21 protein-coding genes and 1 pseudogene are annotated in these 24,803 nt (G+C 57.6%); 7 read left to right on the top strand and 15 right to left on the bottom strand.

Features of this window, described 5'->3' with window-relative positions; genetic code table 11:
* The first annotated feature begins 22 nt into the window (after positions 1 to 22).
* Complete coding sequence (locus CFBP5499_RS26265) at positions 23 to 3,133, top strand: hybrid sensor histidine kinase/response regulator (RefSeq protein WP_080830625.1); 3,111 nt, start codon at positions 23 to 25, stop codon at positions 3,131 to 3,133.
* Positions 3,134 to 3,318: 185 nt separating this feature from the next.
* Here CFBP5499_RS26265 and CFBP5499_RS26260 read toward each other — a convergent pair whose 3' ends face one another.
* Positions 3,319 to 3,738, bottom strand: coding sequence for a type II toxin-antitoxin system VapC family toxin (locus CFBP5499_RS26260; protein ID WP_080830509.1), 420 nt, complete (start codon positions 3,736 to 3,738; stop codon positions 3,319 to 3,321).
* Positions 3,735 to 3,989 (bottom strand): FitA-like ribbon-helix-helix domain-containing protein, encoded by a 255-nt coding sequence (locus CFBP5499_RS26255; protein WP_080830624.1) that lies wholly within the window; start codon positions 3,987 to 3,989, stop codon positions 3,735 to 3,737. The genes CFBP5499_RS26260 and CFBP5499_RS26255 overlap by 4 nt, the downstream gene beginning before the upstream one ends.
* 249 nt (positions 3,990 to 4,238) lie before the next feature.
* Here CFBP5499_RS26255 and CFBP5499_RS30625 point away from each other — a divergent pair, with 249 nt between their 5' ends.
* Positions 4,239 to 4,538 carry a hypothetical protein gene (locus CFBP5499_RS30625; RefSeq protein WP_080830508.1) on the top strand — a complete coding sequence of 100 codons (300 nt, stop codon included), beginning with the start codon at positions 4,239 to 4,241 and terminating at the stop codon, positions 4,536 to 4,538.
* A complete protein-coding gene (locus CFBP5499_RS26245; protein WP_080830507.1) occupies positions 4,538 to 4,969 on the top strand; it encodes a type II toxin-antitoxin system VapC family toxin in 432 nt (143 codons plus the stop codon). The genes CFBP5499_RS30625 and CFBP5499_RS26245 overlap by 1 nt, the downstream gene beginning before the upstream one ends.
* Positions 4,970 to 5,043: 74 nt before the next feature.
* On the opposite strand, the gene CFBP5499_RS26240 is transcribed toward CFBP5499_RS26245, so the two are convergent.
* Positions 5,044 to 6,150: a Fic family protein gene (locus tag CFBP5499_RS26240; protein WP_080830506.1), complete on the bottom strand. Its 1,107-nt coding sequence runs from the start codon at positions 6,148 to 6,150 to the stop codon at positions 5,044 to 5,046.
* 201 nt (positions 6,151 to 6,351) lie between these two features.
* Between CFBP5499_RS26240 and CFBP5499_RS26235 the strand changes: the two are divergent.
* Positions 6,352 to 8,715, top strand: a pseudogene (locus CFBP5499_RS26235) (hypothetical protein).
* Positions 8,716 to 8,903: 188 nt separating this feature from the next.
* Here CFBP5499_RS26235 and CFBP5499_RS26230 read toward each other — a convergent pair.
* The 12 genes from CFBP5499_RS26230 to CFBP5499_RS30215 all read right to left on the bottom strand — a co-directional run bounded on the left by CFBP5499_RS26230 (position 8,904) and on the right by CFBP5499_RS30215 (position 20,941).
* Positions 8,904 to 9,605, bottom strand: coding sequence for an HAD family hydrolase (locus CFBP5499_RS26230; protein WP_080830505.1), 702 nt, complete (start codon positions 9,603 to 9,605; stop codon positions 8,904 to 8,906).
* A gap of 81 nt (positions 9,606 to 9,686) precedes the next feature.
* A complete protein-coding gene (locus CFBP5499_RS26225) occupies positions 9,687 to 10,868 on the bottom strand; it encodes a Fic family protein (protein ID WP_080830504.1) in 1,182 nt (393 codons plus the stop codon).
* Between the two features lie 409 nt (positions 10,869 to 11,277).
* Complete coding sequence (locus tag CFBP5499_RS26220; RefSeq protein WP_080830503.1) at positions 11,278 to 12,276, bottom strand: 4-hydroxyproline epimerase; 999 nt, start codon at positions 12,274 to 12,276, stop codon at positions 11,278 to 11,280.
* A gap of 13 nt (positions 12,277 to 12,289) precedes the next feature.
* Positions 12,290 to 13,153 (bottom strand): ABC transporter permease, encoded by an 864-nt coding sequence (locus CFBP5499_RS26215; protein WP_080830502.1) that lies wholly within the window; start codon positions 13,151 to 13,153, stop codon positions 12,290 to 12,292.
* Positions 13,150 to 13,998, bottom strand: coding sequence for an ABC transporter permease (locus CFBP5499_RS26210; protein ID WP_080830501.1), 849 nt, complete (start codon positions 13,996 to 13,998; stop codon positions 13,150 to 13,152). Before CFBP5499_RS26210 ends, CFBP5499_RS26215 begins: the two co-directional genes overlap by 4 nt.
* A 13-nt stretch (positions 13,999 to 14,011) precedes the next feature.
* On the bottom strand, positions 14,012 to 15,091 hold the full coding sequence (locus CFBP5499_RS26205; RefSeq protein WP_371507036.1) for a quaternary amine ABC transporter ATP-binding protein: 1,080 nt from the start codon (positions 15,089 to 15,091) through the stop codon (positions 14,012 to 14,014).
* Positions 15,092 to 15,189: 98 nt separating this feature from the next.
* Positions 15,190 to 16,041, bottom strand: coding sequence for a glycine betaine ABC transporter substrate-binding protein (locus CFBP5499_RS26200; RefSeq protein WP_175416918.1), 852 nt, complete (start codon positions 16,039 to 16,041; stop codon positions 15,190 to 15,192).
* A 78-nt stretch (positions 16,042 to 16,119) separates the two neighbouring features.
* Entirely contained in the window at positions 16,120 to 17,466 is a 1,347-nt protein-coding gene (locus CFBP5499_RS26195) for an NAD(P)/FAD-dependent oxidoreductase (RefSeq protein WP_080830498.1), read from the bottom strand.
* Complete coding sequence (locus tag CFBP5499_RS26190; protein ID WP_080830497.1) at positions 17,463 to 18,980, bottom strand: aldehyde dehydrogenase; 1,518 nt, start codon at positions 18,978 to 18,980, stop codon at positions 17,463 to 17,465. Before CFBP5499_RS26190 ends, CFBP5499_RS26195 begins: the two co-directional genes overlap by 4 nt.
* A complete protein-coding gene (locus tag CFBP5499_RS26185) occupies positions 18,973 to 19,884 on the bottom strand; it encodes a dihydrodipicolinate synthase family protein (protein ID WP_080830496.1) in 912 nt (303 codons plus the stop codon). Before CFBP5499_RS26185 ends, CFBP5499_RS26190 begins: the two co-directional genes overlap by 8 nt.
* Entirely contained in the window at positions 19,881 to 20,591 is a 711-nt protein-coding gene (locus CFBP5499_RS26180) for a GntR family transcriptional regulator (RefSeq protein WP_080830495.1), read from the bottom strand. Before CFBP5499_RS26180 ends, CFBP5499_RS26185 begins: the two co-directional genes overlap by 4 nt.
* Positions 20,592 to 20,788: 197 nt before the next feature.
* A complete protein-coding gene (locus CFBP5499_RS30215) occupies positions 20,789 to 20,941 on the bottom strand; it encodes a hypothetical protein (RefSeq protein ID WP_158523307.1) in 153 nt (50 codons plus the stop codon).
* 276 nt (positions 20,942 to 21,217) lie between these two features.
* On the opposite strand from CFBP5499_RS30215, the gene CFBP5499_RS30210 reads away from it, so the two are divergent.
* The 3 genes from CFBP5499_RS30210 to CFBP5499_RS26170 all read left to right on the top strand — a co-directional run bounded on the left by CFBP5499_RS30210 (position 21,218) and on the right by CFBP5499_RS26170 (position 24,773).
* Positions 21,218 to 21,385, top strand: a complete 168-nt coding sequence (locus CFBP5499_RS30210; RefSeq protein WP_175416911.1) for a hypothetical protein — start codon at positions 21,218 to 21,220, stop codon at positions 21,383 to 21,385.
* 433 nt (positions 21,386 to 21,818) lie between these two features.
* Positions 21,819 to 23,696 (top strand): TRAP transporter large permease subunit, encoded by a 1,878-nt coding sequence (locus CFBP5499_RS26175; RefSeq protein WP_080830494.1) that lies wholly within the window; start codon positions 21,819 to 21,821, stop codon positions 23,694 to 23,696.
* Positions 23,697 to 23,762: 66 nt separating this feature from the next.
* Positions 23,763 to 24,773, top strand: coding sequence for a TRAP transporter substrate-binding protein (locus CFBP5499_RS26170; RefSeq protein WP_080830493.1), 1,011 nt, complete (start codon positions 23,763 to 23,765; stop codon positions 24,771 to 24,773).
* Positions 24,774 to 24,803 lie beyond the last annotated feature (30 nt).

Raw genomic sequence — 24,803 nt, 5'->3', positions numbered from 1 at the left:
CATATTCGTCGGTAACGGCGAGATGGCGCAAATGATGCGCCGTCATGACTGGGCTAATGACCCACTTGGTTCGCCTGATGGTTGGCCGGAAGCACTGAAGGTAGCGATCAGGCTCTTGCTGACATCAAAATTTGAGATGTGGCTGGGCTGGGGACCGGACATCGCCTTTTTTTACAATGACGCCTATCGGCCAACGCTTGGAAACAAACATCCCCATGCGCTAGCGGTGCCGACGAAGATCCTGTGGGCCGAAATCTGGGATGATGTGAAAGGCCGCCTTGCGACCGTCTACGAGACCGGGCAAGCGACCTGGGACAGGGCCCTTCTCCTGTTTCTTGAGCGCGACGGCTATCCTGAGGAGACCTACCATACCTTCTCCTATAGCCCCTTGCTCGGCGATGGCGGCAAGGTAGAGGGTGTTTTTTGTGCTGTTACTGAGGAAACCGAACGGGTTATCAGTGAACGCCGGTTGGCAACAATGCGTACCCTAGCCTCTGGGCTTGCCGCAGTGGACACGCAAAGGGGTGTATTCGACGCGTCACGAGAAGCGCTTAGGCAAAACCTTCAGGATCTTCCTTTCAGTGCTCTGTACGTTTTCGACGATGAAGGCAATGGCAGGCGCCAGTGGATATGTGGAGCGCCTGAAGACCTCGCGCTACTGCCTCCAGAGATAAGCCGTAGTGTCGGTATCTGGAACCTCGAACGTGCCTGGGCAGAGCAGGCAGTTGAACTGGTAGACCTGTCGACTTCCAAGGAAATTCCGGTCGGGCCGTGGCCAAAGGCGCCGTTTCAGGCGGCGATCGTTCCCCTGATCGGACAGGGCAGCGAGCAATCAAGGGGTATCTTGATCAGCGGGCTCAATCCGCACCGAGCCGTGAGTGACGAATATCTCGATTTTCTAAAGCTGCTTGCAGGCCAGATCACGTCACGACTGGCGAGCGCTGAGGCGTTCGAGACCGAACGGCGACGGGCGGCGGCCCTCGCCGAGGCCGCCGAGATGCGAGAAAAAGCATCGGTTGCTTTGCAGCAACTCAACCGCCAGCTCGCATCGGAAGTCGAGTTGCGGACTACCGAGCGCGATCGCATGCGGGCTCTGTTCCAGCAGGCGCCGAGCTTCATGTGCATCCTGAGTGGGCCGGAACACACGTTCGAACTTGTCAACGATGCCTACTTGCAACTGGTTGGGTATCGTCAACTCATAGGTTTAAGCGTGCGGGATGCGCTTCCTGAGGTGGCCGGGCAAGGCTTCTTCGAACTGCTCGATGATGTGTTTCAGTCGGGAAAACCATATATCGGTCAGTACGCGCCGGTGTTTCTCCAGCGTGCAGGCAGCGCGGAGCCGGATGAGCGGTTCGTCAACCTGATCTATCAGCCCATTTTCGATCAAGTCGGCAACGTCACAGGCATTTTCGTTGATGGCTTCGATGTAACGGACCAGAAGCGTGCGGAGGATCAGCTTCAGAGCCTCAACCAGACGCTTGAGCAGAAGGTGGAGCAACGTACCCAAGAATTAAGGTCCGCCCTTCTTGAGCTAGAAAAGGAAACCGTCGAGCGGGAAAACGTTCAGATCGCCCTAAGGCAGGCGCAGAAAATGGAAGCCCTTGGCAATCTGACAGGCGGCGTGGCGCACGACTTCAATAATCTCCTGCAGGTCGTAAGCGGCAACCTGCAGCTCCTATCGAGAGACATCGACGGCAACACTCGGGCCGAACAACGCCTTAATAATGCTCTAGCTGGCGTGGCGCGCGGCGCGAAACTGGCGTCGCAGCTTTTGGCGTTCGGTCGCCGGCAGCCCCTTGAGCCGAAGGTAGTCAATGTTCGTCGCCTGATCCAGAATATGGATGATATGCTGAGACGGGCATTGGGTGAAGAGATCGAGCTCGAAACGGTGGTCTCCGGCGGCCTCTGGAACACGTTGATTGACCCAAGCCAGTTGGAGAACGCCATCCTGAACCTGGCAATCAACGCCAGGGATGCGATGGGGGGCCGCGGTCGGCTGACGATCGAAACGGCGAACTCGATACTTGACGACGATTATGCTCGCTCACACGACGATGTCCGCGCAGGACAATATGTTCTTGTCGCCGTGACAGACACGGGGTCTGGCATACCGCCCGAAATCCTCGAGCACGTGCTGGAACCGTTCTTCAGCACGAAGACGGACGGGAAAGGCAGCGGCTTGGGCCTCTCCATGGTGTACGGCTTCTTGAAGCAATCCGGTGGACATCTCAAGATCTATAGCGAGGTCGGTCACGGTACAACGATGAAACTCTACATGCCGCGCACGATGCAGATCGAGGACAACTTGACCGATGCAAACGCAGTTCCCGTGAAAGGCGGAACAGAAACTGTGCTCGTCGTCGAGGACGATGACGGTGTTCGCGAAACGTCGGTCGCGCTCCTGACAGACCTCGGATACCGCGTTCTCAAGGCACATGATGCCCAGTCGGCATTTGCGATCGTAAATAGCGGCGTGCACATCGATCTGCTGTTCACCGACGTCGTCATGCCGGGTCACATGCGCAGCACCGAGCTCGCGCGAAAGGCAAAGGCCCTCCTTCCGGACATCGGGGTTTTGTTCACCTCAGGCTACACCGAGAACTCGATCGTTCATGGCGGAAGGCTGGATGCTGACGTAGAACTATTATCAAAGCCTTATACCCGCGAAGCATTGGCGCGAAAAATTCGTCACGTTCTCAGCAACGCGCAGCAACACAAAATCGCTGTGCAAAGACTGGAGCGGCAGGAGCAAACGCCGGGAGACAGTTCTCCACAGCCACAGACGGCGCAAGCGCGGGTCTTGATAGTCGAAGATGAGCCGCTAATCTTGATGTCGACGGTCGATATGGTGGAGGAACTGGGCCACTCGGTTTTCGAGGCGAGTTCTGCCGAAGACGCACTTGGCGTTCTGGAAACCCGAGGTGTCGATGTTCTGCTGACAGACGTCGGGTTGCCTGGCATCTCCGGTATCGATCTGGCGCGGCGGGTCCGGGAGCGCTGGCCAAATGTGCGCATTGTATTCGCGAGCGGCGACGATAGCGCCAGGGCCGCATCCGGAATCAGCGATGCGCGTCAGCTATCGAAGCCCTTCGCGATCGAAGGTCTGCGTGAAGTGCTGGCTCAGAACGACTAGACCGCCCGGAAGCCGCCTGATTGACTCCAAGTTCCGGAACTGCCGGTGGCAGATCGCGGCAGCGCCCGCTACAGCCCATTTGCCCTAATTGCCATCGAGATGTACCTCTGGACAGAGTAACCTCTACCGCCAGATTATACGCCTTGAAGGAATATGCACTTATGACGCCCAGATGACCACTGTGATTATCTGGACCAAGGATCTATGACTTTCAGCCCCGCAGCCTCGAAAGGGCTTGTGTTGCGAGTTGCAATCGCCAGGCCCTTTGCTAGCGCTGTGGCTGCGATGTACCCGTCAGCGGTGCCAATCGCTTTCCCAGACATTCGAGCTCGTGCCATCAGTTCGGAATAAAACTGAGAAGTAGCCAGATCGAACGACAGAATGCGATCGGAAAAGTGTGGCAGCACATCGCCCTCAAGGCGGTCGCGAAGAATAGTTTGCCGTTTCCCTGAAGGCATCGCAGCTATTCCGAAACGAATTTCAGCAATCGTTATTGCAGAGAGGAAAAGGGTTTCGATAGCTTGGGCGTCCAACCAGGCGATTACAGCTTCATCAGGAACGGATTTCCTAGGTTCGGATATAACGTTAGTGTCCAGAAGTATCATTCGAAGGTCATCGGCTCAGCAGGTGTCCTGTCGCACCTTTTCTGCAGGGCCTCAATGTCGCTGTTCGAAAGCTCGGCATCGCGACCAATGGCCGTCAGCAAGGAACCAAGCTTAATACGTTTAGAAGGACGAACAGCGGCCTCAATAATGTCACGAATCTCCGCCTCAGTGCTCCGGCCGTGATGAGCCGCTCGCACCCGCAGAGCACGATGTGTTTCCTCGGAAAGATTACGAATGGTGACTGCCGGCACTGATATCAACCTACAGAAGTGATGGCATTGATATCAATTTATCAAAAATGACGCCAAAATTCGAGATGCTCATGAACTGCGGTGAACATCATGACTGTCTAGATATTCTAGCTTTTGATGAGACCCGAACCGTCGGCCCAGCAATTTTCCTCAAGGTGGTTCGCCCGCAGCATTCAACATTCTGTCCAATAATACTTGCAGAAGAGTACGGCTCCCGCTACATTACTGGATATATATCCGGAGGATCCGATGGCTAGTTCTCAGACACGTGCAATTCAAAATTACAGGAGCCGCCTGGGCGACCGCGGCCTTGCTCGTTTCGAAGTTCTTGGGCGCGATAGCGATCGGAGCCTTATCAGATCATTAGCGCGCAGGTTGGCAGAAGATGGCCCTGAAGCGGCAAGTTTGCGCGCTGTTGTAAGCGAAACGCTTGCCGGAGAACCGCCTAAAAGAGGTGGTATCCTTGCGGCGCTACGCCGATCACCCCTCGTTGGAGCAGAACTCGAAATCTCACGTTCACGCGAAGAAGGTCGAGAGATCGATTTCTGATGCGTTATCTGCTCGACACGAACATTCTCAGCAACGTTACCAAGGCTGAACCGTCAGCATCACTATTGACGTGGATGGCCGAGCAAGCTGACGCTGACTTATTCATCGCATCGCTCACCATCGCTGAAATACACCGCGGAATTCTGGAGAAGCCCGCGGGCAAGAAGCGTGTCGCTCTCGAAGCCTGGTTTGCTGGTAATGAGGGGCCACGCGCACTCTTTGCGGGCCGCATCCTGTCGTTCGACGAGAAGGCAGCGCTCATCTGGGGCGAGTTGATGGCACAAGGAAAGGCGTCGGGCCGTCCAAGAAGTGCACTGGATACGATTGTCGCGGCCATTGCCCAGTCCAACGGTTGTATTGTTGTGACCGACAATGAGCGAGATTTTCACGGAGTCGAAATCATCAATCCCCTCCGGCAAACCGCGATCTGAAACGGCTGGAAGTTTTTAATGCTCTTGAGCGGAATCGAACAGCCGTTCACCTAGTGCTTTTGTCTAGCATCAATTCATTTCTTCAGCGACAGCGTGTACCGGGTATGCCGACGTTCGCCTGTGCGCGTCAGTGCACCGATCTCTACGAGCTGCTGAAGGTCGCGTGTTGCTGTAGCACGGGATGTGTCTGTGATCGAAATGTAGTTTTCGGCGCTTAGCCCCCCCTTGAAGCCTGCCGTGCCCTCTTTGAAGATGCGCGCGACTACTTTTTCCTGCCGCTCGTTCAGTTGGCCCCGAAAACGGTCATAGAACTTTGCTTTCTGAATGAAGAAATCGATGCGCTCAAGCGTCGCCCGTTGAGCATCCAGGATAGTTTCTGCAAAGAAACTGATCCAGCCGGTGATATCGAGCGTACGCTGGTGCCGCTCAAGCTCGGAGTGGTAGGCCTTCCGGCGCTTCTCGATTGTAAAGGCGAGTGAAATGAGGCTTGGCTGCCCTATGTTTTGCGCTAGGGATTTCTCAGCGAGCGCGCGCCCAATTCGGCCGTTGCCATCCTCAAATGGATGTATGCTTTCAAAGTACAGATGTCCTACTGCTGCACGCGTCAATGCTTGAAGCGACGTTTGGCCATCTGGCCCGGATTGATTGAACCATGCGATGAAAGTCTTCATCTCACCGGTAACCTGGCGAGACGGGGGAGCCTCGAAGTGGATTGTGGGCTTGTCCAATCGACCCGACACGATCTGCATGGCGTCTTCATGCTTGCGGTAAGCACCAACTGTTTCAATATATCGGTTTCCGGCCATTAGCATTGAATGCCAGTGGAACAGGCCCTCATGATGCAGCGGCTTATGCCAGCTTCGATAGACATCCGCCATCATCTCAGCGATCCCCCGCTCTTGGGGGCGAATCTGTCTATCATCAGCGTCGAGCCCGAACTGCCGACGGAGTGATGATTGGACACTCATTCGGTCCAGAAATTCCCCCTCGATCTCTGAGGTCTTGACCGCTTCGTCGCTCAGCAACTCAATGCGAAGTTGGTTGCTGTCGTCCTCGTTGAAATGTCGGACAGCACCGATAACCTCGCCAGCGGACTGCAGAAATTTCTGCTCCAACGGTATCAGGCTTGCGGTGTCGTATCTGAAGTTTGGCCAATCAGTGTTTTGCCAGTTCCATTTCATGAGTTATAGCGCCCCTCTCTATAACTCATAATTATTGCCATAAATGAGCTATTGCAAGTCCGTCTATCGCTCATCATCACGATCTGCAGTTCCTCATTCAAGAGGCAGCGATTGGCAGGTAACCACTTGCCCTAAGCATATTTTGTTAACGGGCGCCCCCTATTTCCGCTCGCCCTCGGCATTGGTGTCAAGAGAAACGGAATGAGCATGACCAAACACGACTTTTCATCACGTCATTTTCAGCGAAAAATTTCGGAATTCTGCGAACTTCGCATCGCTCCAATCGCATCCAGGAGAGTGTTGGAGAATATACGGCCTTATCTGGCCAGTTTGATCATCTACCGGAAATCTCCTCCGCTTCTGAATGGCCGTATCGACTGGACGATGATCAGTCAGGCCTGTGGGATCGAAGCCGAGTTGACGGCAGAACTGAAAAAGCAGCTCCGGCCAGGCTTGGATGCAATCATCCGCTGGCTGGGCGCACCACCAGCGGCCGAAGAACGACGACCGCCAAAGCCGACAGTTAGCTCGGGCAAAATGGCGCCCGCCAAGAAGGCAGCTTCCGCACGCTCCGCCCGACAGCCACAACGCGCGGTGACCGGCGGCACCTTTGCCGGGTCTGCGTCAACATCGCGCGGCCCAGCACCAAAACCGATAAGCCCTTTCCCAGAAGCACTCTTTGAAGCGACAGAAGATCCGGCGAGCTTTCAGGACGCATTGGTCTACCATATGCGTCGGTTCGGCGACACATATTGGCAGCTGTACCGCGCCGTTGTTCATCTGGATGAGACATTCGATAACAAGACGCTGCTATCCTGGATGCAGGGGGAGCGCGTGCCTCGCTCCGTTGCCAGCTTTAATATCCTGCGCCGCATTGAGCGGCGCTATCGGTTGCAGGAAGGATATTTCAAGGACAAGCTACCGCACCAGGCGCGCTCGCTTTATGGTCATGATCTCGGCGATATCAGCCCGGCTGAGCGGCGCAGGATTTCGGTGCATCTGCCAGATGACTTCAGCAGCCTGCCCTTTACTAAGCGGGAGGAGATTCTCGATTGGGTGCGCCGGGTGATCATTTCCGGATCGACAGAGTATCGCCGCTATCAGGCGGCGGCGAGCAAGCAACGTTATGCCATTCGCTTTCCCGGTGTCACTTATGGCGGCAGTTCCGTATCACCCCGGTCCTTGGCACCCGCAGTCAGCACCGATCAGAATGCAGCGGCAGAAAACGATGATCCGGATTTGCTGTCCGGGGTTATCGATGCGCCGCCAAGGCTTGCCATGGAAATGGCTGACCTCATCCGTTTCAAAACCTCGACCCTGACTGCCATTGGCTTTCAACGGAATGGCGTCTGGGGGGAGGAAACGGCCTCTCAGAAGATAGAACATCTCGGATTGATGTTCGGCGCACTAGCTTCCTGACCGAATGGAGCAGTAAGAGGTTTCGGCGTACCGCTTAGCCAGTTGAGCTTTGGCCTTCTCGTATTCCCCGGTGTTTGGGACTGGTATCTGCGGTGGCGGGAACAGCGACGCGGTTTCTATACCAAATGGGAAGAAGACATGCTTATGGTCGCCCAGGCTCTTACTCGCGCGGACGTCGGCTGGATACGGCAGCACCCGGAGCTACTTCAGAACGTCAGACCGATTACAGGCTTGATTGAGCGGGAGGAAATTGAATTCGCAGCCCGTAATTGGCATGGCGCCTGTGACGCTTTTCACCGACATGCCGCCAATCGTTCCAAGGAAATTCAGCGTGTCATGCGTGTTCACCGCGATCCATTCGAGCCGGTCATGTGCGTCCTTGAGGCAGAGAGTCCATTGGCCGAATATCGTAAGATCACCGATGAGATTCTTGAACGCATGCCGGATGAGAACAGATATCCCCGGCCGGCGGCCGAAGCCGTGAGATCATTCCTGCTGCTTCGGCTTGGCCTGCACCTTGGGCTGCGGCAAAAGAACCTTCGCCAGTTACGCGTCTGCCCGCGCGGACATTATCCGACCTCAGAACGTCGACTTGAAGACATGAAGTGCGGAGAGTTGCGCTGGAGCGACCGCGATCATGGGCGGGAGGTCCTTATCCCATCGGTCGCGTTCAAAAACTCGGGCTCCTCCTTCTTCGGACAGAAGCCATTCCGGTTGATTTTGCCCGACCTTCTCGATCTCTACAAATACCTCGACGCGTATATCGACAGGCATCGTGGAGTTCTGCTCGGCGGTGCGAAAGATCCCCAAACGCTATTCGTCAAGACAGTGAAAACGACCAGCATTGATGCTGCTTACAATTCGACCACATTCTACGAGGCCTGGCGGAGCGTTATTCAACGCTACGGCATTTACAATCCCTACACCGGGCGGGGCGCGATCAAGGGCCTGCTGCCGCATGGGCCGCATAACCTGCGGGACATTCTTGCGACGCATATTCTGAAACAGACCGGATCCTACGAGCAGGCAAGCTATGCCATTCAAGATACGCCAGATGTCGTGCAGCAGCACTACGGTCGCTTCTTACCGCAAGACAAGGCGGCCCTGGCTGCCAAAATCCTCAACCAGGTTTGGGAAGCCGCGTAAGATCGAATGAGATATTCGGCTCGGATAGTGATGACAGTCTGCGTCTGGGCCGACCTCTTCGTTTAGCTCTTGAAGAGATCTGAACCGTCGGCACAGGTTCCCCTGCTTGGGACTTTAAGGCGCACCAAAGACTTGGCCTTTGGAGAATGTCTGTTTTGGGGCCGAAAGCGGTAATCTGCATCGGCCGATCATGCCAGCATATCTGAGACAATTTCCTCGATATTCGCATTGTGCAGGTGTTTTGCATGGCTTAATTCGGACGGCAGGTGCTCGCCCACGAAATAGCTTCGGGAGGCGAGATTGAGCATAGGGATATCTCCGTGCGAATCCCCCGCCGCCGCGACGGCATCCCTGTCGATACTCAATTCGGCAATCAGGGAGCTCAAATAGCTGGCTTTATCTTCCGGCCAGAAATGATCGATGGTCCCTTTCTCTTGCCAGCCGGTACCGACGGCGTAATCCGCACCCAGTTCTGAGGCGAACCAGCCGACAGCGAACTCCCAAGTGATGGACACAAGGGCGATCTTGACTCCGGCCTCTTTGAGGCGCGCAAACCCTTCTTTGACACCCGGAGCTAGACGAAGCTCCGACAGATGTCCGATCAGGGCAGCCCGGTCAAAGGGGGCATACCACTCCAACATTGTTTCGCGTCCAGCGGCAATTTCATCTCGCGAGCGAAGAAGCTCGAAACCGTCCATTTCAACCGTACGGCCTAGTTTCCGGGCAATACAGCCGCAGATATTTTCGCCCCGCAGAATGGTTCCGTCTACGTCAAACGCAGCTAGTTTGATGGCGCTGATCTTCTGTCCCCTTTGTGCTCTTTGGTGCCCACAAACCGTAGTAAAAGAAGCCGCCTGCCGCAACGTCTCCTGTCGGCGCAAAGCGGTCATTGCGTGCCGCTCATGGCTCAAGCGAATTTCTTGGCCAGCGTCTTCGCCTCAACGAAATCGAACCTTTGGCCCATCTATTTGTCATGAATTGAGAGGCAAGGGATCGGTGCCTTCACCTAGAATTGCGAGGTATCGTTGATAGCTGAACACGCGGCCACGCTTGCGTCCGGTAACCTCATCAACGATGCCCAATCGCTTCAGATCAGCGAGTGCGGCGTTGACCGTTGGTGCGGACAAACCCGTGATCTGAACAATCTGGTTCGCAGTGTGAAAAGGAGTCTGCTGGAAAAGCTCGTGAATGCGAAGGGCCGACCCCGCTCTATCACTCTCCATGGTGATCCGCTCGCGATCTTCCTTGAAAAGATCGACGATCTGTGTCGCTGCCTCAAAGGCTTGATTGGCAGTGTCGGCAACGCCGGCCAGGAAAAAGTCCAGCCAGGCTTCCCAGTTTCCATGCTCACGGACCTCTTGCAATAACCGATAGTATTCTCTCCGATGGGACTTCAGATAAAGGCTGAGGTAGAGCAGCGGCTTTCGCAAAACCCCGTTCATGCAAAGATATAGGGTTACAAGCAGGCGGCCAATACGACCATTGCCATCGAGGAACGGATGGATCGTTTCAAACTGCACGTGCAGCAGGCCAGCTTTGATTAGCGCCGGTAGTCGCGATTGGTCGTCATGCATGAAGCGCTCGAACGCATCCAGGCAACCAGCCATTTCAGTGACGGGTGGCGGCACAAAGAGTGCGTTACCGGGGCGCGTGCCACCAATCCAATTTTGCGAGCGGCGGAACTCTCCTGGATCCTTGGTGCCTCCCCGCCCACTGTGCAGGAGCCTGGCGTGCATCTCACGGATCAGACTCAACGACATGGGCAACGTTTCTAGCCGCTCTAAACCATACATCATGGCGTCAACATAGTTGGAGACTTCACGGATATCATCAACTGGCTGTCCGGCTTGAGCTTCGGTCTCAAACCGCAAGAGATCAGAAAGCGTCGACTGCGTGCCTTCAATCTGCGAGGAAAGAACGGCTTCCTTTCTCACATACATATAAAGAAACAGCTCCTGTCTCGGCAGCAGCATTGTGATACCATCAAGGCGTCCTAGCGCTCGCTCAGCCAAGCTGAGGCGCTCTAGCAATGAAAGTACATCAATCGCCGGCTCGGGCGGCAATGGTGGGGGCACGAACGCCCACACTGTTTCACTGGCAGCGACCGTCTCGACGAAACGACCCAAGCGGTTTCTGGATTGGGAATCAGACATAACCCAATATCAGCCGCGCCCCTTAATTAAGCAAGGCGCATTTCATTTAATTAAGCGACAGGTGTAGATAAGCGCGCTTAATTAACGCGCCGACATTGAACTCCTTACCTTCGATCCAGGCGGCGTAGGCGCCTAGTACGATAATTATGCGCCATTAGAAGTGACACGCCCGATACATCCTTTGTAAGGGGCATCTACTCCATCAGTTCAGATCGATGATGAATCTTTCCGGCTCTGTTGTTCAGCGTTTGCAGATAAATTCGTAAGGCGTGAGCCAGTTAAGGGTCTTGAGGCGACGGCCGAATTTGTACTCTTGGATGAAGCTTTGGAAAATGGGTTTGATGTTGATCACGGAGTTTTCGGGCGAGGATGCCGATGCGACCGATGCCCACCATGATCAAAGCACTCCTCACCCGATCTGAAATCCGCGGGCAAGCGGATCGCGATCATCCACGAATATGGTGTTGTGCCCAATGATCCGCGCCCAGCCGGAGACGCTCGGCATTATGCCGCTGAAGCTGCCGACTGCCGTCTCTTCCTCGATCCTGCCTTCGAAGATCGTGCCGATCAGGCTTTCCTGACGGAATGTGTCCCCGGTCTTTAGACGACCCTTGCCGTGGAGCTGCGCCATGCGGGCCGAGGTGCCTGTGCCGCCGGGGGAGCGGTCGATGGCCTTGTCGCCGTAAAACACTGCGCCGCGCCCATCCGCATCGACTGAAACCGGTTTGTCGCACCAGATGGCATGGTGCACGCCGCTTATTCTCTCGTCTTCGGGATGCACGGGATTGGAGATTTGGGAAAGCGCGTCGCGCAGCTTGCGGCTGAGATCGACGATATCGCTGGCCGACATGCCGTCGAGACCGGGCCAGGCGGCTTGCGGCTCGACCACCGCATAATAGTTGCCGCCATAGGCGACATCGACGGCGAGCCGACCGAGGCCCGGAACCTCGACATCCACATCGGCAGCGTGGAGATAGCTGGCGACATTGAACATGCGGACGGATTCGACGAAGTCTGCGGGCTTCTCGTATTGAATATCGACCTTTCCGGCGGGCGTCTCAATTGACAGCCTTCCCGGCACCTTAGGGATCACTAGACCCTCCTCGATAGCCGCCGTCACAAGCCCGATGGTGCCGGCGCCGCACATGGGCAGGCATCCGCTGACCTCGATGAAGATCACCGCGAAATCGCAGTCCTGTCGGTAGGCCGGATAGATGATCGCGCCCGACATCACATCGTGGCCGCGCGGCTCGAACATCAACGCCTGCCGTACCCAGTCGTGGTCGCGAACGAATATGTCGCGGCGCTCAGCGATCGGAAGATGCGGCAACAGCGGCCCGCCGCCCGCGACGAGGCGAACGGGGTTTCCGCAGGTGTGGGAATCGATGCAGAAGAAGCTGTGGCGCATGGCTCTCTTTTCCTCAGTGCGCGCCGTTTCCTCCGGCCGATACCCTGCGGCCCTGTAGCGCGCCTCTGGACAGTCGGTCGAGGAGAATGGCGATAGCGACGATGGCCAGTCCGGCTCTTAGGCCTGGCCCCATTTCCATTCGCGTCAATCCACGCGTGACTTCAGCGCCAAGTCCGCCCGCACCGACAAGCCCGGCAAGAACGACCATGGCCAGCGACAGCAGGATGCACTGGTTGAGGCCGACCAGAAGCGTTGGCGTGGCGGACGGGATTTCGATCTTGAAGAGGATCGCACGGGGCGAGGCGCCGCTCGCCTGTCCAAGTTCGAGCAAGTCCTTCGGCACCTGGTTGAAGGCGAGTGTGGTGAGGCGCAGCATGGGTGGCACGCCGTAGACGATCGTGGCGATGATCGCGGGCACGCGGCCCAGGCTGAAGATCATCACCGCCGGGATGAGATAGACCCATGGCGGTACGGTCTGCATGATGTCGAGCACGGGGCGGAGGGCTGTCTCGAAACGTTTATGGCGGGACGCCAGGATGCCGAGCGGAAAGGCGATCGACACCGAAATGATGACAGCCACCGTGACCAGCGCCAGGGTTTGCATGGATTGTGTCCAGAGGCCGGCGAAGAAGCAGAAGGCAAGCGCAAGCACCGTTACGATTGCGGCCTTGAGATTGATGGCGAAAAAGGCGAGCAATGTCGCGACCGCAATCAGGGCAAAGGCGGGCGGATAGAGCAGCACGGCTTCGATTGCACCGAGAACGCTCTCGATGAGGTTGGTTACCGCGGCGAAAAACGGGTGGAAATTGGTATTCAGCCAGTCCACGGCGGGTGCGAGATAGGTGCCCGGAGAAAATCGGAAGAAATCGAAGTTCATCTTGCACCTGCCTTTGCGCGACTTGCCGCGCTTTGTGTGAGCCTGTCCAGCACCATGGTCAGAATGACGATCGCGATCGCGGCGTTGATGGAGGTGGCGATATCCAGCGTGCGTACTGCCCCGTAGATCGTTTCGCCGAGGCCGCCGGAACCGACGATACCCGCGATGACGACCATCCCGAAAGCCATCATCAGGCTCTGGTTGATGCCAGCCATGACGCTGGGTATGGCGAAAGGCAGCCTGATCTTCGTGAACATCTGCCAGGGTGTCAGCCCGCTTGCGTGACCCAGTTCGATGAATTCCCGTGGCGTCATGCGGATACCGAGCGAGGTCAACCGGATGGCGGGCGGCATGGCGACGATGACGGTGGCGATGAGCGCCGTCGCCGGCCCGTAGCCCAGGAGGGCGATCGCAGGCAGGAGATAGATGTAAGGCGGCATGGTCTGGATCAGATCGAGCACGGGTTCGAGCACCCGGTCGAGCGATTTGGCGAATCCCGCAAGGATGCCAAGCGGAATGCCGACCAGCAGAGCGAGGATCGTTGCGGTCGTGACAAGCGCCAGGGTGCTCATGGTTTCGGCCCACAGCCCAATGGTCGCGCAGAAAAGCAGCGCGACCCCGGCGAGAATGCCGGCTGCCAGGTTGATCAACCGCCAGCCGAGCAGGACGGCGATGAGTGCGACGACGACGGGCGAGGCAAGCTGGAGCAGCCACAGGATGCCGTCGTAGCTGCCCTCAAGCAGCCAGCTGACGAAATCGAACAGCCCCTCGCCATTATCGCCGATCCAGCCAAGCGCATCCTCCGTCCAGATATCGAAACGGTCCGTGATGATCGAGGTATCCATCTTGAGCCTCCAGCTATGCCGCCACGGATTCTTCTTGCGCTGTTCCGGCCACACCGCGAAGAAGGTCGCGGGTGGTGACGATGCCGATGACGGTATCTTTTTCGACCACCGCGACGGCATCGTGGTCAGACTGCATCGTCAGATCGATCAGCGCGCCGATATCGTCCTGTGGCGAAGCCCTGAGCAGCGTGCCGATATCGCACTGGGGCTGCGAGGCCGCAAATTCCGCAACCGGCTGCATAACCGAATAGGCCTTCACCAGATGGATTCTGGAGATGCCTGCCACGAAATCGGCGACATAGTCGTCAGCGGGTTTGGTGACGATATCCTCGGCGGTTCCCACCTGCACGATGACGCCGTCCTTCATGATGGCGATGCGGTCGCCGATGCGGATGGCCTCTTCGAGGTCATGGGTGATGAAGACAGCGGACTTGCCGAGCGATTTCGTCAATTGCCGAAATTCGTCCTGGAGCTGCCGACGGATAAGAGGGTCGAGCGCGCTGAACGGCTCGTCCATGAGAATGATTTCCGGGTCGGCGGTCAGGGCGCGGGCAAGTCCGACGCGCTGCTGCATGCCTCCTGACAATTCGTGGGGATACCGCGACGTCCAGTCGGCGAGGCCCACCTTTTCAAGCGCCGCGCGGGCTATGCGGTTGCGCTCGTCTTTCGCTACGCCTCGAACCTCAAGACTGAAACCGGCGTTTTCAAGCACCGTCCGATAAGGCAGCAGCGCTACGCTCTGAAACACCATGGCGATGTTGCGGGCGCGCAATTCGCGCAATTCGGCGGCGTTCAGTCTGGCGATATCCTTGCCCTTCACCGTGATTTTGCCGACACTTGGCTCTATGAGGCGGTTGAGGAGCCGAATCAGGGTGGATTTACCGCTGCCGGAAAGCCCCATGATGCAGAAGATCTCGCCACGGCGAACCTGAAGGCTGGCGTCGGAGACGCCGACGACACAGTCGAAATCTTCTAGTATCTGCTTCTTTGACAATCCGCGTTCGGAGACGGCCTTCACGGCGGCCTGCGCCCGCGCGCCAAAAATCTTCCAGACGTTTTGGCAATCAACCAACACTTCGTTGGGTTCGTTCATCACAGAATTCATCGCGTTCCCCACGGGCCTGCTCGGGGCCGGCCTTCAACTTTTGGAAATCCGCGTGCGGGCCGCCTTTGTGGCCCGCACGTTCTGGGTCATTCGCCCTTGATATTTTCCCAGCGCTTCAGAAGATCGGCGTGGCTGTCGGTCCATTCCTTGACCGCCTGGTCCATTGTCTTGCCGTCATTGACCGCACCATTGATCGTGGTGATGTCGGCAAGCGGCACATAAATGCTGGCGACCACTTCACGCGCATGCGGATATTTCTCGGAGAAACCCTTCTGGCCGATCCAGTAATAGCTCTGCGGCGGCGGGAATACGGCCTTCGGATCCTTGAGGAACTTGACGTCGTATCGCTGCATCATCCAGGAAGGTTCCCAGATCGTGACGGCGACCCATTCCTTGCGGTCGATTGCCGATTTCAGAGCGGCGGTCATCGCGGCCGTGCTGCCTTCGACGAGCTGGAGCTTCAGACCGTAATCCTTGACGGCATTGCCGGCATCGCGCATCAGGCCTGAACCCGGCTCGATCCCGATGATCTTGCCCCCGAACTTGTCGGCGTTGTCGTTCAACTGATCAATCGAGTCGATCGTCACGTATTTCGGAACTGCGATCGCCTGGTAGAGACCATGCGACACCGGCGAAATCTTTTCCAGACGTCGCTTATTCTTGTCCCAGTAGTCCTGAGCGACGTAGTCGGTCTGCGAGGCTAGAAGCTGGATGTCTCCTTTGGAGAGGGCGGCATAGGCAATACCCCATTCCGAGAACGACACGACTTTCACGGCGTAACCGGAATCCTCAAGTACCTTCTTGGTGATCCCGGTGATGGGCGTGAGATCCTCCCAGGACATCGTACCCACCGTAATCGTCTTTTCCGCCGCTTTGGCGGAGAATACCGTCATGCCGATCATCGCAGCCGCGCAGAGCGCTTTCCATAAAGTCTTCATAATAGTTCTCCTAGTTTTTGTTCCCATTCTTCTCGAAGGCTTCGTGCTTGGCTCAGCCCTCACATTGCGTAGGAGGGTTCATCCCTCGCGGCCTGCACGCAATTCCTGCAAACGGATCACCGAATTGATGCCGAGCCACGCGAATGGTTCCGGCGGCAGCCGGGTGGGCTTGGGATGATCCATGTATTCCTCAAGGTGTCTGGAAGCGTTGCCGGTCGCCAGTTCCGCCGCCATCATGCCGGCAAGCGTGCTTTTCACGGTGCCTAGCCCGTTCTCGCAGCAGGCGGAATAAAGCCCCTCCTCGATCTCGCCGAAGGCGGGCACATGATTGCGGCTGAGACAAAGCCTGCCGGCCCAGCTGTGCTCGAAGCCGATATTGCCGAGGCCGGGAAAGCGGGCGTCGAGCGAGCGCCGATGCGCCTGCGCCATCTTCGCAAGCCGCCGCTCGCTGATGCCAACCGTCGTCTCATAGGTATATTTCGTGCGGATCGCGATGCGTGACTGGCCGCCCGAGGTGATCTTGCGCACGGTTGCGCCCATCGCATCGGCGGGCAGCAGCGCCCACTTGTCTTCGCCCGATACGCTGCGGCCGAAAGTGTCCGCCGGAAAGGGCGCGGTGATCGACGCATAGGCGAAGATATGCATCAGCCGTCCGTCAAAATGGCCAAAATCGTCGATATGGCCGTTGACCCCCAGAATGACCTTCGGGGCGCTAACGCCGCCCTTCGGCGTCACCGCCGTCCAGATGTGATTTTCGTGTCTGAGCGCCGTGACAGGCGAATTTTCGAACAGATCCACCTTCGGCGACAGGCCGGCGGCCAGTTCGCGAATATAGTCCGCCGGCTGGATCAGCACGGCTCCCGGTGTATAAAGCCCGCCGAGATAGTAGTCCGATCCGGTCAGCGCGCGCATTTCGGCGGCGTCGAGGAAACGGTGTTTTTCGCCGGTGTTTTTCAGCGACAGGCCGAAACTCTGGTTGAGTTTCAGTCCCCGGGCGGTGGCGGCGGCATTGATCTTTCCGGCCGGATCGAATGTCTGGCGCGACATTCCGTATTCCGCCGCTGCTTCGGTGGAAAATTTTATCGCCGACCGGTTCTGCTCCATCTCGAGTTTGGTGGCGTCGGCCGCGCCGCTCGAATATTCACCGGAGGCGAGGTTGTGGGGAACGTCGATCATGAAGCCGGAATTGCGGCCCGAGGTTCCCTTGCCCACCTCGCTCGCATCGAGAACGACGATCCTGTCGCCTGGACGAAGCTGCGTGAGGCGGCGCGCAGCGGAAAGACCCGCAAAACCCGCGCCGATGACCAGCCAGTCCGCCGTTACGTTGCCTTCCAAACTGCGGACCGGGAAGGAACGTTCACTGATCGCCTCCCAGCCCGAGATGCCGTTTTCGACCGGCAAACGCCTGACGTTCAGGATCGTCATCTGACCGTCTCGTCCACCGAACGATCCGATATGTCGAACCAGATCGTCTTGAGTTCGCAATAATTGTCATGCGCGAAAATCGACTTGTCGCGCCCGCCGAAACCGGATTCCTTGTAACCGCCGAAGGGCGTGGTGGCGTCACCCTCGCCGAAGCAGTTGACCGTCACGATGCCGGCGCGGATTTCGCGCGACAGCCGGATCGCCTTACGCAGGCTTGCGGTATAGACGGACGCCGCAAGGCCGTAATTCGTGTCATTCGCGAGACTGACCGCTTCGGCCAGCGTGTTGAAACTCGTCACCGACAGGATGGGCCCGAAGATTTCTTCCTTGAAGAGACGGCTCGTCGGCGTCACCTTGTCGACCACCGTGGGCTCGATGAAGATGCCTTTCTCGGTCTTGCCTCCGTGAACGATGACAAGCTTCTCGGTCTTCACATCCTCGAGGAAGGAGTGGACCTTGTCGAAATGGGCCTTGCTGACCAGCGCGCCGATGCGGTTTTCCGGGTCGAGCGGGTCACCCATCTTCCATTCGCGCATATAGGCGCCGATCCGCTGAAGCAGTTCGTCCTTGATCTTCGCGTCGACGATCAGCCGCGAGGAGGCCGAGCAATTCTCGCCCATGTTCCAGAACGCGCCGTTGACGACCTGTTCGGCGACGAGATCGAGGTCTTCGGCATCATCCAGCACCACCGCCGGGTTCTTGCCGCCGCATTCGAGCACGACGCGCTTGAGGTTGGAATCGGCGGCGTAACGCAGGAACCGCCGTCCGGTCGGCGTGGAGCCGGTGAAGGCCACCATGTCGACATCCATATGCAGGCCGATCGGCTCGCCGACTTCCTTGCCGCCCCCGGTGACGACGTTGAAGACGCCGGCCGGAATGCCGGCCTCATGGGCGAGTTCGGCGACGCGCAACGTCGTCAGCGTGGTTTCCGCCGCCGGCTTGACGATGACCGAACAACCGGAGGCAAGCGCCGGGCCGATCTTCCAGGCGAGCATCAAAAGCGGGAAATTCCACGGCAGGACGCAGCCGACGACGCCGACGGGTTCGCGCACGATCATGGCAAGCGCATTGCCGGTGACCGGGGCGGTATTGTCGTAAAGTTTGTCAATCAGTTCGGCATGCCAGCGAATGGTATGGATCGTATCGGGAACATCGACCGTCTGGCACTCGCGGACCGGTTTGCCGCTGTCCAGGCTTTCCATGACGGCCAGTTCGTGCCGGTTGGTTTCCAGAAGTTTTGCGAAGTCGATCAGGATCGCCTTGCGGTCGGCTGGCGCGAGATTGCGCCAGCGGCCGTCCTCGAAGGCCTCCCGCGCCTTGGCGACGGCGAAATCCACATCGCTCGCGTCACAGGCGGCGATTTCGGCGAGCGTTTCGCCGGTGGCGGGGTTGGTCGAGGTGAATGTCTTGCCCGATTTCGCCGGCACGAAAGCGCCGTCGATGAAGGCATTGGCGGGCAGTTGTAGTTTGGCGGCGATCGCGCGGTATTCGGCGGCGGTCAAAGGTTCATGCATGATTGGCTCCCGACGTAATCTGGGCGACCGTGCGCTTCAAGGTGGCGACGACAGTCTGGAGGGTGCGTTTTTCCTCGGAATTGAGCGGCCTGAGCGGCGCGCGGACGGGACCGGCCTTCAGGCCGATGATCTCGCAGCCGTGCTTGATGGACTGCACGAATTTTCCGCATTCGAGGAAATCCATCAGCGGCAGCATCGCGGTCATGATCGCGCGGCCCTTGTTGAAATTCTTTTCGAGAACGCAGGCTTCGTAGAGCGCCACATGTTCGCGCGGCAGGAAATTCGAGCCCGCGCAGACCCAGCTTCTCGCACCCCAGGCGAAAAATTCGAGCGCCTGGTCGTCCCAGCCGCAGGAGAGCGCGATATGCGGGAACTTGCGGGCGAGCAGATGCAGGTTGCCCATATCGCCGGAGCTTTCCTTGATGGCGACGACGTTTTTCGATTTGCCGACGCGGGAGAAATACTCTTCCCCCATCACCACGCCCATGCGGGCGGGATAGTTGTAGAGCATGATCGGCAGATTGGCGGCGCGGTCGACGGCCAGCGCATGGACCGCATTTTCACGCTCCGTCGGCAGCGCATAGGGCGGCGAGGAGACGAGAATGGCGTCCGCCCCGATTTCCTTCGCGGCCTTGGCATAGTCAATGGAATCCTCGGTGCGCGTGGCGCCAGTGCCGACGATCAGCGGCAGCCGCGTACCGATGACCTGCTTGGCGTAAGCGGCGAGATCGAAGCGCTCCTGCGCCGTCTGCGCGTAATATTCACCCGTGGAACCGCCGACGATGATGCCGTGGACGCGGGCTTCGATCAGCTGCTCCAGAACGGCTGCGAAACCGTCACGGTCGATCTGCCCATCGGACCCAAGCGGCGTGATCGCCGGAGTATATATGCCTTCGAACTTCAAGACGATTTCTCCATCGCTGCGACGGGCACCTCAACGAGGGCATCCGCCTTCATTCCCTGTGGTGCGATGAACATTTCCATGTTCTCGCGCGACAATTCCCAATGCTCGAAGACCAGATCGACAACGGCGTCCTCGTCATGCTTTTCAATCGCTGCGATGAAACCGTCATGATGCTCGACGGCAAGCTTCAGGCGTTCGCGCATGTCGTCATTGCGCGGCCGGTAAAACGTGTGGCCGATGCGGGCGTGATCGATCAGCAGTCGCCCGAGGCTCGCCTGCAGATAAACGTTGCCGGACATGTCGCCGATCAGCGCGTGGAAATGGTTGTTTTCCACGACCATGGCCGGCGCATCGCCCTTCAGGATGGCCGTGCGGAACCGCTCCTGCGTGTCCCTCAATTCGCCAAGCTGTTTCGGCCGGAAATTCTGTACGGCAAGGCGGCCGATCGCGGCATAGATCATCGGTGCAACCAGAAAGAAGTGCCGAAGCGTCTGGTGATTCATCGGAATGACACGCGCGCCACGATTTGCCCGAATGTCGATATAACCCTCACCCTCGAGACGGCGAAAAATTTCTCGGACAGGCGTGCGCGACAGGCCGTAGCGTGCGCCGAGGCTCACCTCATCGAGATCCTGATCGGGGTCGAGTTCCATCGTCAGAATCTGATGCTTGATATCTTCATACAAGCCGTTCTTGCCGTTTTTCATCCAAACCTCCTGCCCGAACCCGTGTGGGCGCATTCCATTCCTGTCGACGTTGAAAAAGCTGACACGGCTTTCGCGATGAGTCAACGAAATTGTATAATCTTGTTATACATTGCTTATAAGGAAATAATTCATTTCCGCGATTTCACACGTTGATGGTGTGCAGAATATTGAAAATATTACACTTTAAGAAATTCTGCTTATTTGCATGGGCTGGCGAGGCCGCCCCAAGGCACGTCGCGTGCGGCGACATCGATCAGGAATTTGTACTCCGCGCTGGGACTCGCCAAACGTTTCAGTTGGAACATGATCCGCTTTTCGTTCTCGCTCTCATTGTCAAAAACGGTGTCCATGGGCTGATCTGCGGAACGTACGGTGGGTATAAAGCGCCGAAGGCCTGTCGCCGGCATGCTGCTCGATTCCAAACGGTCCGGATTACGCGACAAGAAAGGCCAAGGCTTCCCTGTTACTGAGGAGAAGACAAATTCCAACGCTACTAGTTCGATCGTCGCAATCGCGTCTATTCCGACAAACTGGCGAAGTTGCTCATCCGGGTGCAACGAGGCCGCCGGCATCGTCGCTGAGCAGATGAAGGTGCAGCCGGTGCTGGTCGAGAAGACTACTGGAGCATGCACTGCCTGTACGACCTGCAGCAGCTTGAGATGGCGTTCGAACTCAAGGGCGGTACTTGCTCTGCTAACGGAAAGCGCGATGGACCAGACCTAGCTGCTGTGGTTAACAATCCGCGCACGATGTCGCTGTCAGATGCCGCCAACATCGACGAAGATGCCTGGTAACAACGGTCAGCGTCGCCGTATCTTCCCCTTCGATATAAAAAGCATGGTCGGAAATACACCGCGGGCGGCGGCAATGGCGCGTTCGCCACCCGACACCGGGGCTCCCGTTGACAGGCGCTTGCGTGGAAGCCCTTGCGCATGGCTTTTGGGTCGATATCAAGTATCGATCCACTATATGGACCTTCCATATGCGCAAATAAACTACACAAATCCGTATGTTTACAGTTGATTTCGTCAATTTTTGTATGTATTTCGAATAGATGATTTTGTAGCGGTCCATATTGTGGAGGCAATATACCGATACTTTCAGACTTTGAGGGAGGTCTGGCCAGTCTGGCAACAACAGATACATCCTGATGTCGCGGTCGCGGCACGGGCCCTGTTTGCTGGCCGCCATCCATTGCGAAGGTTGTTCTGCGGGAGAGGAGGCCCAATGACCATGACCGCAAGCACAAATGACGATGTATTTGTACTCGATGGCGAGCTGCTGCATACGGAGCCGGTAACGGGCTCGTGGTTCATGCGACCTGTCGAGGCTGTGGCAGCCGTGCTGCTGGCGATCATGATCGGCCTGCTTCTGCTGGGCGTGACATCGCGTTATGCCCTGCATCTGCCGATCGTCTGGATCGATGAAATGGCATCGATGAGTTTCCTGTGGTTTGCCATGCTGGGTGCGGCAATCGCCATCGATCGCAGCGAACACCTGCGCCTGACGCTGTTTCTCAACATGTTTCCGCAACGGTTCCTGGGCTACATCAATTCGCTGGCGATGTTGCTGGTAGCGGCATTTCTAGGTGCGATCATCACGCCGGCCGTAGAATATGCCATCGAGGAATGGGTGGTCACGTCGGCGGCGCTGAATATTCCCATGACCTTCCGCGCCGCGGCGCTGCCATTGGGCTGCTGTCTGATGCTGCTTCTGGTCTTCAACAATCTCTTTCGCAAGGAAAGGCTGCGCGACATTATCGCGGCCGTTGTAACCGTCGCGGTCGTCTCCGGCCTGCTCTATCTGGCATCGCCGGCGCTTGAATCCCTGGGCAACATCAATCTGGCAATCTTTCTTGGCCTGTTCGTGGCGGTGTTTCTGGTACTGGGCGTGCCGATTGCCTTCTGCTTCGGCCTTGGAACACTCTCCTATCTCACCTTCACCACCTGGGTTCCAACCATCGTGATGATCGGGCGTATGGATGAGGGCATGTCGGGCATCATTCTGCTGTCGGTGCCGATTTTCGTGCTGTTGGGTTGCGTGCTCGATGCTACCGGCATGGGCAGGGCGATCGTCGAGCTTCTTTCCTCGATGTTCGGTCATATTCGCGCAGGCATGTCCTATGTCCTGCTCGGTTCGCTATTCCTGGTCTCTGGTATTTCCGGATCGAAGGTTTCGGATATGGCAACGGTTGCACCCGCACTGTTTCCGGAAATGAAGCGCCGTGGCCACAAGCCCAAGGAAATGATCGCGCTTTTGGCCACCGGCGCCGCCATGGCTGATACTGTTCCGCCATCCATCGTGCTCATCGTGCTCGGTTCGGCGGCGGGTGTGTCGATCGCCGGTCTGTTCACCTCCGGCTTCATGATTGCCATGGTGCTGCTTCTGGTGCTGGCCGTTCTGGCCCGCTGGAAGGCGCGGCATGAAAACATGGAAGGTGCAAAACGCACGCCATGGCCGCTGGTGGGCAAGGCAGCGCTGATTGCCGCGCCCGCACTGGTTCTGCCCTTCCTGATCCGCAGTCTGGTGGGCGGCGGCGTGGCGACGGCAACCGAGGTTTCCACCATTGCCGTGCTTTATGCGATGATCATCGGCGCGGTGCTTTATGGCGGCATCAGCCTCAAAAAGCTTTACTCCATGCTGGTGGAAACGGCAGCCCTTTCCGGCGCTATCCTGTTGATCCTCGGCTGCGCCTCGGCCATGGCCTGGGGGCTGACGCAAAGCGGCTTTGCCTTCCAGCTCACCGCCATGATCACCGATCTGCCGGGTGGCTGGATGACCTATATGGTCGTGTCGATCGTGATTTTCATGATCCTCGGCTGCGTGCTGGAAGGCCTGCCCGCGATCGTATTGCTCGCGCCGATCATGTTCCCCATTGCCCGCACGCTTGGCATCAACGACATCCATTATTCGATGGTCGTTGTGGTTGCCATGAATATCGGCCTGATGGCGCCGCCCATCGGCATCGGTTTCTACATCGCCTGCAAGATCGGCAATGTCTCGCCTGATGAAGCCATGGGCGCCATCTGGCCCTATCTTGCAGCGATGGTCATAGGCCTGCTGCTGATTGCCGCAATTCCCGGCTTTTCGACAATTCTGCTCTGAGACCGTGGCGGGGATGTCCGCGACGCCGATTAACGACACATGCTTTTATTTTGGGAGGAGAAAGCAATGAATATCAACAGACGTACCATGCTGGCCGGTGCCGGTTCCGCCGTTCTTGCCACCGCTTTTGTGTCGCGCGCCCGCGCTGCGCAATACAATTATAAATATGCCAACAACCTGCCCGCCGCGCACCCCATGAACATCCGCGCCAAGGAAGCCGCCGACCGTATTGCCAAGGAAACCGATGGCCAGGTGACGATCAATATCTTCCCCAGCAGCCAGCTGGGCGCCGATACCGACGTGCTGAGCCAGGTTCGCTCGGGCGGCGTTGAATTCTTCACGCTTTCGCCGCTGATCCTGTCGACACTGGTGCCGAACGCATCGATCAGCGGCATCGGCTTCGCCTTCCCGAACTACGATTCCGTATGGGCGGCTATGGATGGCGATCTCGGCAAATATGTGCGCGGCGAAATTGCCAAGCAGAACCTCGTTGCCATGGACACCATCTGGGACAACGGCTTCCGCCAGATCACCAGCGCGTCCAAGCCCATCGCGACGCCTGCCGACCTCGAAAGCTTCAAGATCCGCGTACCGGTGAGCCCGCTCTGGACATCAATGTTCAAGGCCTTTAAATCGGCTCCCGCCTCGATCAATTTCGCGGAAGTCTACACCGCCTTGCAGACCGGCGTGGTCGATGGCCAGGAAAATCCTCTGGCAATCATTTCAACTGCCAAGCTGTTCGAAGTGCAGAAATTCTGCTCGGTCACCAACCACATGTGGGATGGCTTCTGGTTCCTGGCCAACAAGCGCGCCTGGGAACGCCTGCCGGATGACCTGCGCACCATCGTTGCCAAAAACCTCAATCAGGCCGGCAAGGACGAGCGCGCCGATGTGGCAAAACTGAATGCTTCGGTGAAGGAAGACCTCATCGGCAAGGGCATGACCTTCAACGACACCGACGCCTCTCTCTTCCGGGCAGTGCTCAAGGACGCCGGTTTCTATTCCGAGTGGAAGGGCAAATATGGCGACGAAGCCTGGGCCATTCTCGAAAAGGCCGTCGGCGCCAGCCTGACCTGATCGGTCTTGCATAATTGGCCCCGCCTCTGG

Origin of the sequence: Agrobacterium tumefaciens (genome assembly GCF_005221325.1) — a bacterium.
In the GTDB taxonomy this organism is placed as follows: Bacteria; Pseudomonadota; Alphaproteobacteria; order Rhizobiales; family Rhizobiaceae; genus Agrobacterium.
This window is presented reverse-complemented; position numbering and strand designations above follow the sequence as displayed.